General features: G+C 30.0%; 11 protein-coding genes. 3 read left to right on the top strand and 8 right to left on the bottom strand.

Going from position 1 to position 11,090, the window contains the following annotated elements; genetic code table 11:
• Positions 1-11: 11 nt before the first annotated feature.
• The gene (locus ACJDTP_RS04775; protein ID WP_406760629.1) at positions 12-1,496 is read left to right on the top strand and encodes a nicotinate phosphoribosyltransferase; all 1,485 of its coding nucleotides are present in this window, start codon (positions 12-14) and stop codon (positions 1,494-1,496) included.
• Between the two features lie 142 nt (positions 1,497-1,638).
• On the opposite strand, the gene ACJDTP_RS04770 is transcribed toward ACJDTP_RS04775, so the two are convergent.
• Both ACJDTP_RS04770 and ACJDTP_RS04765 read right to left on the bottom strand, forming a co-directional pair.
• Positions 1,639-1,875, bottom strand: a complete 237-nt coding sequence (locus tag ACJDTP_RS04770) for a hypothetical protein (RefSeq protein ID WP_241394402.1) — start codon at positions 1,873-1,875, stop codon at positions 1,639-1,641.
• A 142-nt stretch (positions 1,876-2,017) separates the two neighbouring features.
• Entirely contained in the window at positions 2,018-2,344 is a 327-nt protein-coding gene (locus tag ACJDTP_RS04765; protein WP_011968671.1) for a hypothetical protein, read from the bottom strand.
• 413 nt (positions 2,345-2,757) lie between these two features.
• Here ACJDTP_RS04765 and perR point away from each other — a divergent pair, with 413 nt between their 5' ends.
• Both perR and ACJDTP_RS04755 read left to right on the top strand, forming a co-directional pair.
• The gene (perR, locus tag ACJDTP_RS04760) at positions 2,758-3,165 is read left to right on the top strand and encodes a transcriptional regulator PerR (protein WP_406760628.1); all 408 of its coding nucleotides are present in this window, start codon (positions 2,758-2,760) and stop codon (positions 3,163-3,165) included.
• A 137-nt stretch (positions 3,166-3,302) separates the two neighbouring features.
• Positions 3,303-4,226 (top strand): hypothetical protein, encoded by a 924-nt coding sequence (locus tag ACJDTP_RS04755; protein WP_103697689.1) that lies wholly within the window; start codon positions 3,303-3,305, stop codon positions 4,224-4,226.
• A gap of 291 nt (positions 4,227-4,517) precedes the next feature.
• On the opposite strand, the gene ACJDTP_RS04750 is transcribed toward ACJDTP_RS04755, so the two are convergent.
• The 6 genes from ACJDTP_RS04750 to lonB all read right to left on the bottom strand — a co-directional run bounded on the left by ACJDTP_RS04750 (position 4,518) and on the right by lonB (position 11,028).
• Positions 4,518-5,042 carry a hypothetical protein gene (locus ACJDTP_RS04750; protein WP_078114952.1) on the bottom strand — a complete coding sequence of 175 codons (525 nt, stop codon included), beginning with the start codon at positions 5,040-5,042 and terminating at the stop codon, positions 4,518-4,520.
• 113 nt (positions 5,043-5,155) lie between these two features.
• Positions 5,156-5,404: a hypothetical protein gene (locus ACJDTP_RS04745; protein ID WP_077837945.1), complete on the bottom strand. Its 249-nt coding sequence runs from the start codon at positions 5,402-5,404 to the stop codon at positions 5,156-5,158.
• Positions 5,405-5,435: 31 nt separating this feature from the next.
• Entirely contained in the window at positions 5,436-5,906 is a 471-nt protein-coding gene (locus ACJDTP_RS04740) for a hypothetical protein (RefSeq protein WP_077843493.1), read from the bottom strand.
• 221 nt (positions 5,907-6,127) lie between these two features.
• Entirely contained in the window at positions 6,128-6,724 is a 597-nt protein-coding gene (yihA, locus tag ACJDTP_RS04735; RefSeq protein ID WP_077843492.1) for a ribosome biogenesis GTP-binding protein YihA/YsxC, read from the bottom strand.
• Positions 6,714-9,044, bottom strand: a complete 2,331-nt coding sequence (gene lon / locus ACJDTP_RS04730; RefSeq protein ID WP_077843491.1) for an endopeptidase La — start codon at positions 9,042-9,044, stop codon at positions 6,714-6,716. Before lon ends, yihA begins: the two co-directional genes overlap by 11 nt.
• Before the next feature lie 307 nt (positions 9,045-9,351).
• Complete coding sequence (lonB, locus tag ACJDTP_RS04725; RefSeq protein ID WP_077837949.1) at positions 9,352-11,028, bottom strand: ATP-dependent protease LonB; 1,677 nt, start codon at positions 11,026-11,028, stop codon at positions 9,352-9,354.
• Between the last annotated feature and the right edge of the window lie 62 nt (positions 11,029-11,090).

Below are 11,090 nucleotides of genomic sequence, written 5' to 3'. Positions count from 1 at the left end.
AGGAGATTATTATGGATAATAAATCTAGTTTTAATGTTAAGGATGAACGAAATTTAACGATGTTAGTTGATTTTTATGAATTGACTATGGGTAATGGTTATTTCCGTAAAGGACTTAAAGACAAAATAGCATATTTTGACATGTTCTTTAGGCGAATCCCCGATGATGGCGGATACTGTATAATGGCTGGAGTTGAACAATTAATTGATTATTTAAGTACTTTAAAATTTACTGATGACGATATTACTTATCTAAGAAATAAACACGCCTTCTCCGAAGAATTTCTTGACTATCTAAGAGACTTCGATTTTAGTTGCGATGTTTGGGCTGTTCCAGAAGGAAACCCAGTATTTCCAAACGAACCTCTTGTAACTGTTCGTGGTCCCGTAATTCAAGCTCAATTCCTTGAAACAATGATTCTTTTAACAATAAATCATCAGACACTGATTGCCACAAAAGCTAATAGAATTTGTAGAGCAGCGGATGGGCGTCCTGTAATGGAATTTGGTTCAAGAAGAGCTCAAGGTTATGATGGTGCAATTTATGGTGCTAGAGCAGCTATTATAGGCGGATGTAGTTCAACAGCCTGCACTATGTCAGACAGAATGTTTAATATCCCTGCTGTTGGAACTATGGCTCATAGTTGGGTTCAATTATATGATACAGAATATGATGCTTTTAAAGCCTGGGCTGAAATTTATCCAGACGACTGCGTATTACTTATTGATACCTACAATGTCATAAAGTCAGGAATTCCAAATGCAATAAAAGTATTTGACGAAGTTTTAAAGCCTCTTGGTAAAAGACCTCGTGGCGTAAGAATAGATTCTGGTGATATTACTTACCTAACAACAAAATGCAGAAAGATGTTAGATGAAGCTGGATATGAGGATTGTGGAATTGTAGTCTCAAACTCTCTTGATGAGCACATTATAAAAGATGTATTAGACCAAGGTGCATGCATAAACTCTTTTGGAGTTGGGGAGCGACTTATAACTGCTAAGTCAGAACCTGTTTTTGGTGGTGTTTATAAATTAGTTGCATTGGAAGGTGATAATGAAATTATCCCTAAAATTAAAATAAGTGAAAATGAAGAAAAAATAACAAATCCAGGTTTTAAGAAGATAATAAGAATATTTGATAAAAACTCTCATAAGGCCATTGCGGATTTAATTACTTTAAGAGATGAAAACATTAACGAGAATGAACCATTAATAATATTCGACCCTATTCACACATGGAAGAGAAAAAAAATCAAGAACTATTACACTAAAGAACTTCAAGCCCAAATATTCAAAAGTGGAAAGTGCGTGTATAAATCTCCTACAGTTTTAGAAATAAAAGATTTTTCAAAACTTGAAACTGATAAGCTGTGGCCTGAAGTACTTAGATTTGAAAATCCTCATACTTATTATGTTGATTTATCACAAAATTTATGGTCTTTAAAACATTCTCTTCTTCATAAATATACAAACTCTTATGAAGCACAAGAGTAAGACTATATAAAACTAAGTTAATTAGTGAACTTGTCTAAAAATATTATAATATATTTATAGATTAAATAAAGATATACTTCTTTTATTTATAAAAATATAGATTAGAATATATGAAAATATTCTAATCTATATTTCTTTAGCATTAATAGTTAATATTTATTCTCTTTTCGTCATCATATATAGACAAATTTAGAAAACCATAGTCTTCTTTCATAATTTCCTTAAAATCGATACTGGTTGACTCACTACATTCATTAAAAACACAACACTTATCCTCTTGCCCTTTTAATGCTTCACTTTTTATAGGGCATTCGCTATAACACTCCACTTTCTCTTTTGTTGTTGACCAAAATGGACACCTACTCATAAAACCCGCCATCCTTTTCTCATCCTAATAATTTATAAATCTCATAAATTTATGAATTCATTATATTACAAACGCCCTTAAAAGTAAAGATTTTACAATGGAATTCTATGTAAAATTAAGGAGCATTTTTTATAATGCTCCTTAATTTTTATAATTATATTTGACAAATATTCTTAACAACTGATATATTTATAAGTTCATTTTGGAATGCTCTAAGCAATGCTTTTTCCAAAACTTTTTCTTTATCAAAGTTCTCTATGTCTCTACATTCAGAAAAAACTTTATTTTTCTCGCCTTTAACATTTTTATAAGTTAATGTCACATATGGCTTGTCATATTCTACTTCTAATATTTTTATTCCCCAAGATATTTGTGCGAAGTCTCCATCAACAGTTAATTTTGTTAATTCCTTTAACTTCTCATTATCCTTGCTTGGATCATTTACAATTATTAATTCGTCCCCAACTTTATATTTTCCCACAAAAATACGCCTCCTCATCAATTTCTATTTATATTTTTATCATAGGCTAAATGATTTTGATTAAGTCTGTAATAAAAATTATCATTTTTTTGTAGAAATAGTAATTATAATTACTGTAGTATGTTAATTAATTAACATACTCTGCTTAGTTATATTTTAACAGACTTTTCTTTAATGTACAACAAATTTTTGATATTTTCATTCAATTATCAGAAAATTAATTGAAATTTGGTATTTATTTATAATTAAATGTTCAAATTAAACAAACTCAATCTTTTTCTTTGCATTTTTATTAACAATATTTCTCTAAATAATAATAATTGTTTAAAAATAGTATTAATTAATTAATTGACTCTTTATTTATTTTTATGTTATAATCGATACATAAAACTAATAGAAGTGAGGTTTTTACAATGGATCAAATAGCTTCAGTTTTTAAAGAAAAAAAGCTAAAATTAACTCCTCAACGTCTTGCAGTATATAACTATTTAATTAATACTACTTCTCATCCTTCAGCAGATGTCATTTATTCTGATATCCATATCCAATATCCAACTATGAGTTTAGCTACTGTATATAAAGCATTAAAAACATTAGTTGATGTAGGATTAATTCAAGAAATAAATGTTGGTGAAGGAAACTTTAGATATGATGGAAATTCATCACCTCATCCTCACTTACAATGCTTAAGTTGCGGAAGAGTCGATGATTTTAATGATCTATCTCTAGATAATCTTAATGCTTTTGCAAAAGAGCATACTGATTATCAGATTGTTTCAAATAAGGTTTATTTTTATGGTTATTGTAGCAACTGCAAATAATTGTTATCTTTTTCATCCTGATCATAACTTAGGCAAGAAATATTTTGCTTGAAGTTATGGTCTTTTTTTATTTTATCGCTTTTATATTATTAATATGCATCACTATATCAACATATAATTTATTGAGGTGATACATAATGAAAATCATAATATTAAAGAAAAGGATTTTAGTAAACTCAGTACTATATATATCAGCATTATTTTTAATTTTAAGTATGGTTTACTTTATTTCTAATAAGTTTAAGTCCTTACAAACTATGTCTCCAATAAACATTACCCAAAATACACAATACGACTTAACAGGTGATGGCAAAAAAGATACTTTTCAATTATTAAGTTCACAAAATAAGGTTGATTTTAATATAAATTGTTTTGATAATGATCATTATCTTTCAAATCAGCTTAGTGACAAAACACTTTTCACAACTAATCTTCATTTTGAGCCTAAAGTTTATTTTCATAATCTTTCTAGAGATAATATTCCTGAAATTATACTTCTTGGCTCTAAAAATAATAAATCTACCTCTTATGTATTTAAGTGGAATAAGAAAAACTTTGATTTGCTTTATTCAAGTAATAATAATATTTTTGGTATATTGGATTGTAAAAATTCTAAGACTCCTCAATGTTATTCAATATCATCATCAGAAGGGCTTTCTTCATTAAATAGCTTTATGCTCATTAATAATGATATTTTAGATACTAGTAAGGATAATACAAATCTTCCATCATTAGATTCTGCAACAAGTTTTATTAATTTAGTTGAACTTCCTTACGTAGTTGATGATCTTCCTGATATCTTCTCTTCTGCAATTGACAAGGAGAATTTATCTTTACTTTGGAGTTTAGACAAAGATAATTATTCGTATACTTTTCAAAATGCCTTTTTCTATGATTATAAGTGGACTGACTCATTAGAGCCGTCAGCTATAAGGTGGAGACTATCTTTTGAAAAAAGCAATCTTAAAGGTACAAATAATAAGAGTGAGTTGATATTATTAATAGATTTTGAAAAGCAAGGTTCTTCTTATAAAATAAATAGTATACAAAAAGCTAAATAAATATAAAAGGCCGCATTAGCGGCCTAAAGGGGGATGAGGGGTTACTTAATGAAGTAAAAAATTTATCCGATAGTTGAACTGCCATTAACACATCAAACTCTTTAAATGTTAACCAAACGGCATTAAACTTCTGGATAAGTTTAACTAGATTTTAGATGGAAATACCTATCTAAATCAAGTCTTACTTAATAATAATCCATTAAGTTTGTAAGAGAATACTTTCTCTATTACATTAATATTATTGACATGATTTCTTTTTGTATACACAATTTAAAAAATAATTTTTATTTTTTACGCTTCTTTGAGTTCTCCATTCTTATAAGCTTCAATGATTCTATCAATAAACTTTATTCTATCCGGATGAGCATAGCTTCTAATTGCCATTAAAAATTCTAAGTTCGCATCCTTATCCTTAATGTTTTTATTGGTTGTAACATTGCTCTTTTTAACACCTTTATCTTCATTTAGATTTTCAGAATTTTTAGGATTCGTATTGCTAGAATATTCTTTAGGATTTGAATACATATTCTTATTATTTACATTACTTTGACTTCCACTCATATTTCCTTGAAATAAGTTATTATCTAAATTTAACCCCATCATTTGAGCTATTGAATTTAAATTTCCCAAATTAAATCCATTTGTATTCATTGAAGCTAACATATTCCCCATATTATTCATATCAAAATTTCCACCTAGTAATCCCATTAACTGCATAGGATCAATTCCAAAAGGTGCATTTCTAGCATTATCATTAATATTAGAACTAGTATCACTTGATGTTTGACCTTGTTCTCTATGTTTATGCTTAGCCATTTTAAAATCCTCTCACTTAAAATTGTCTCTTTTTAATATATGTATATCATTCTAAAAATGTTTATATTTTTATGCATTTTTTTAGAGGGCTTTAAAGCCCTCTATCCACTATCCTAGCAGCAATAACTACCTTGGTTTCCACTTCCTAAAAAGTCAGTGAAACAGCCACCACATAATAAGAATAGTAAAATAATCAAATAAGATTTATTGCAGTTTAATAAACCTGATCCGCATGCTATTAATAGGAATATAATTGGTGTGCAGCCACTTCCTCCGCCTCCAAATAAACCTGAATTATTAGACTCACAGCAGCACTCATGATGTTTCTTTTCACAGCAACATTTATTCTTCTTTCTAGACATATTTATCTCTCCTTCCTAAAAATTCAGAATTTTAGCAGCTAGCACCGCAACCAAAATTGTTATTATATCCTCCGCCTAAGCCAGGATTGAATCCGCCTCCAATTCCACAGCCACCATTAAAGTTATTATTGCAAAGGAATAGTATTACTAATATAAACAAATATGGTGAGCAGTTGCTTAAGAATCCACTACCATAGCTTCCGCTTCCGCTACCGCAGCAACACTCTTTTTTCTCACAGCAGCATTCTTTTTTTTCACAGCAGCAGTCATTTCCTCGTCTATTTCTGCCGCATCCACAGTAAAATAATATTAATAAAATCCAAATCCAGCTACCAAATCCGCAGCCACAAGCATTTCCAAATCCTTGTTGTCCAAAGCCATAACCTGCTCCTGGAAATCCTCCTATACCTGGTCCTCCGAAGTTTGGCCCGCAACTAGAACTGTTATCACAACAATCGTCATCACATGAATTTAAACCATTTAGGATATCATTCATCTCCATATTTATTCCTCCTTGGAAATATTTTTTTCTTTTTTATACTATATATTATTCCTACCTAAAATTTTTGACACTATTTTTTATAACTTATAATTATTTAAATTTTTTATCAACTATTTTAAGAAATAATGTCATTACTTAAATAGAAATAACCTCTTACAAATATTATATCTGTAAGAGGTTATTTGTTTACTATTATGCAAAAATTTATAAAAAGTATTTTACTAATCTAAATCTGTCGCAAATTCTAAGAAAAGATTATCTATTAGTTCATCTTTCCCATCTTTATTTAATGATGAGAAAAAATATAATTTGTCATCTGGATTTAATTTGAGCGTTTCTTTTATAACCTTCTCGTTTTTCTTCAATTCATTCCGTGTAAGTTTATCGCTCTTTGTAGCAACTACTATAACATCATAACCAAAGTGTTTTATCCATTCATGCATCATTATATCGTCACCTGTTGGCTTATGCCTTGAATCTACAAGCAAAACAACTCTTTTTAGCTGTTCTCTTCCAGTCAAATACATTTCAACAGTTTTCCCCCAGCTATCCTTCTCCGCCTTTGAAACTTTTGCATATCCATATCCAGGCAAATCAACTAAATAAAAATCATCATTTATAAGAAAAAAGTTAACTAATCTAGTTTTTCCTGGAGTCTGACTAACCTTTGCAAGTTTTTTTCTATTGGTTAATGAATTTATCAGCGAACTCTTTCCTACATTAGATCTTCCAACAAATGCAACTTCCACTCTATTATCTATAGGATATTGATTCTTCTTTACTGCTGACGTAATAAAATCTGATTTCTTAATTCTCATTAGTATCCTCTCCAATTAGTGCATTTTTCAATACCTCATTAACTTCTTTAGCTGAAATAATATTCAAGCTATTTCTAATCGAATTCGGTATCTTATCTATATCTTTCTCATTTTCTTTAGGAATTATTATAGTATCTACTCCTGCTCTAAATGCTGCTAAAGATTTTTCCTTTAGCCCACCAATCGGAAGCACTCTTCCTGTTAATGTAACTTCACCTGTCATTGCTACATTATGCTTAACCTTCTTACCAGATAGTGCTGATACAAGTGCAGTTACCATAGTCACGCCTGCCGATGGACCATCCTTAGGCACTGCACCTTCTGGTGCGTGAATATGAATATCCTTTTCCTTATAAAAAGTTTCATTTATCCCAAACTTAATCGCATTAGCTCTAACATAACTGTATGCTGTTCTTGCCGACTCTTGCATAACATCTCCAAGCTTACCTGTAAGTTCAAGTTTTCCTGAACCAGTCATAACCATAGCTTCTATTGGAAGCGTATCGCCTCCATATGCAGTCCATGCCATTCCTGTAACTACTCCAACCTTGTCCACTTTGTCTATTTGATCAAAATCAAACGTCTTCTTACCTAATAATTTTTCAACGCTTTCATTATTAATCAAAAATTCTTTTTGTTCTCTTTTTAACATTTCTGCTAATACTTTTCTTATTAAAGAACTTAATTTTCTTTCTAACCCACGAACTCCTGATTCTCTTGTATATCCTTCAATGACCATTTTAATAGAATCATCTTCTATCTCAATTTTATCTTGTGGAATATCAAGTTCTTTAAATATCTTAGGAATAAGATGATTTTTAGCTATATTGAATTTTTCTTCATACGTATATCCAGATACTTCAATAACTTCCATTCTATCTAAAAGCGGCCTTGGTATGGTTTCTAAAGAGTTTGCTGTTGCTATAAACATAACCTTAGACAAATCCATTGGCACTTCTAAATAACTATCTCTAAAATCTTTATTTTGCTCACTATCTAATATTTCTAATAATGCATCAGATGGATCACCTTTATAGCTTGAACTAATTTTATCTATCTCATCAAAAAGCATTAATGGATTCATAGATTTTGCCTCTTTCATTGCATAGACTATTCTACCTGGAATCGCACCAACATATGTCTTTCTATGACCTCTTATTTCAGCTTCATCCTTCATTCCACCTACAGATATTCTTGTATATTTTCTATTAATGGCATTAGCTATAGATTTTGCTATAGATGTCTTTCCTACACCTGGAGGGCCAACCAAACAAAGAATAGGTCCTTTTTGAGACTTACTGAATTGTTTTACTGCCAAATACTCTATAATTCTATCTTTAACGTCTTCCAATCCATAGTGTTCATTATCTAAAACCTCTCTTGCTTTAGCAACATTAATATTTTCCTTTGTATTCTTACCCCAAGGGATATCCAATACCCAGTCTAAATATGCCTTTACAACATTGCCTTCTGATGACGTAGGACTCATATTTTTAAGTCTTGATAACTCGTAATTAACCTTTTCTTTAACTTCACTAGGAAGTTTAGCTTTCTTGATTTTTTCTTCATACTTAGCTATTTCCTTCTTGTCCTCATCATCTTCACCTAATTCTTCTTGAATAGCACGCAACTGCTCTCTTAGATAAAATTCCTTCTGCTCTTTCGCAACTGTATTCTTTACTTTATTAGCAATCTTTTTTTGGATTTTTGCTATAGAAATCTCTATTTTAATTCTTTCTAATACTTTCTCTACTCTCTTGGTTATATCTACTATTTCCAAAATTTCTTGCTTAAGCTTTTCATCAGTTATTGCATAAGAAGCTACCATGTCTACAAACTGACTTGGTTTTTCCAGTGAATCTATTGATTTAACTGCTTCTCCAAAATTATCTTCACTTAACTTAAGTAGTTTCATAAATTCTTTATCCAAGAATTTAATATAGGCGTCTAATTCCTCATTCTTAACCACTTTATCATCTAATTTTTTTACTGAAACTTTTATATAACTTTCTTCTTCCTCTATATATTTAACTATTTTACCTCTTTCTTGGCCTTCCACAAGAACTCTAATAGTATTATCAGACATCTTTAAGATTTGCTTTATTTTACATATGGTTCCAATCGAATATATTTCATCTTGATTAGGTTCTTCTATCATTGAATCTTTTTGGCCTACAAGAAAAACTTCTTGTTCATCTAACATAGCTTGTTCAATAGCTGCTATGGATTTTTCTCTTCCCACATCAAAATGTACAACCACACTAGGAAAAACAGTCAATCCTCTTAAAGGAATTAGCGGAATCGTATATAGCTTTTTCATAGTACTATTTCCCCCCATATCTTAATTACATTATTTATTTTGACTTATCTAGTATACACATAATAAATATTTTTTTCAATGATTCTAAAAATAAAAAACTCATTATATATTGTATAGTTTACAAAACAAGTATACCTAGTCACTTGCTTTGTAAACTTACAATAATTTTATTTAATAAAACAGCATATACATTACTATAAATACTATTTAGTTTATCTATTATAACATAATATATTAATTTTAAAAGAAAAAGTGTAAAAATATTAAGATTTATTCATATTTTACTGTACTAATTAAAAATATAACTTTACAAGTTATTCAAAATGTTATTGCCTTCAGCTGATAATATTTCTCGCTCACTTTCATTAATTATATCTTCTTCTATAGCCAACTTAATTACCTCTTTAAAATTTGTTACAGGAATTATTTCTATTTCACATATTTCATGTAGTGATTCATCATAATTTTCTTGTGGAATTATAACTTTTTTTGCACCAGCTTTAAAGGCTGCAGATATTTTGGCCTTAACTCCTCCTATAGCTTTTACAGACCCTAATATGCTTATTTCTCCAGTCATAGCAACAAACCTATTTATTTTCTGTTTAGTTATAGCGCTATAGATAGCTGTTGCAATACTTATACCAGCTGATGGGCCATCAACTGGAATTCCTCCTGATATATTTACATGTATATCATATCTATCAGTTGATAAATCGAATAAATTATCTAATACTGTAAGCACATTTTGAACAGATGCAAAAGCAGTGCTTTTCATTTTTATTTTTTTATTGTTATTAGTTATCTCTTCCTCTTCAACTATTCCAGTTATTTTAAGTTCGCCTCTTCTACCTGTAACTTTCTTACAACTAACTTCAAGAGGCATTAACATTCCAATGTTTGCTCCATATACTGCTAATCCATTAACAACCCCAACTCTAGATTGAGATGGTATCTTATTTGAAATTATTTTATTATACTGTCCATTCTCTAATACCCATTTAATATCATCTAATGTAATCTCACTTCTATCTTCATTAATAGCAATTCCAGACGCCAGCTGAATCAAATTTATTACTTCTCTACCATTTGTGCAATATTTACTTACTTCTTCAACACCATCTTTTGAAATTTGCAATCCAACTTTATTAACACAATTTTCAGCTATTTTCTCTATTTCTTCAGGCAATAATGCTCTAAAAAAGATTTCAACACATCTTGATCTTATAGCTGGTATGATTTCATGTGGCGCTCTTGTTGTTGCTCCTATTAATCGAAAATCTGCAGGAAGCCCATTCTCAAATACTTCCTTTATGTACTTAGGCATATTAGCATCTTCTGAACTATAATATGAACTATCTAAAAACACTTTTCTATCTTCTAATACCTTTAATAACTTATTTAACTCAATTGGATGAAGCTCTCCAATCTCATCTAAAAATAATACACCTCCATGAGCTTTTGTAACAGCTCCTGCCTTTGGTTGCGGAATTCCAGCTATACCTAAAGAACCAGCTCCTTGATAAATCGGATCATGCACTGAACCTATTAGCGGATCTGCTATTCCTCTCTCATCAAATCTCAATGTGGTTGCATCTAACTCAACAAATTTTGACTTTTCTGTAAATGGCGATAGTTTAGATTTTCTAGCTTCCTCCAACACCAATCTAGCTGCCGCCGTCTTTCCAACCCCTGGTGGTCCGTAAATTATAACATGTTGAGGATTCGGTCCGCAAAGAGCAGCCTTTAATGCTTTAATACCTTTTTCTTGCCCTATTACCTCATCAAAGCTAGATGGTCTACTTTTTTCAGTAAGTGGCTTAGATAAACTTATTTGTCTTAATCTATTTAGATTATTTAATTCCTTAGTATTTTCCCTATCAATTATTATCTCCCTATTTTTTTGTGGTTTACTTATTGCATTACACATAACATAAACCATGAGAATTAGAACTATAATTTGCAAAATCATTAATATATTTGTCATAATCTTTAAATATACTTACCTTTACTAATATATACATTATTTTCCTTATTATTACTAAAGTA

It is taken from the genome of Candidatus Clostridium helianthi, assembly GCF_045310795.1.
Lineage (GTDB): Bacteria > Bacillota > Clostridia > Clostridiales > Clostridiaceae > Clostridium > Clostridium helianthi.
Note: the sequence above shows the minus strand (reverse complement) of the source record. Positions and strands in the feature narration are given on the sequence as shown.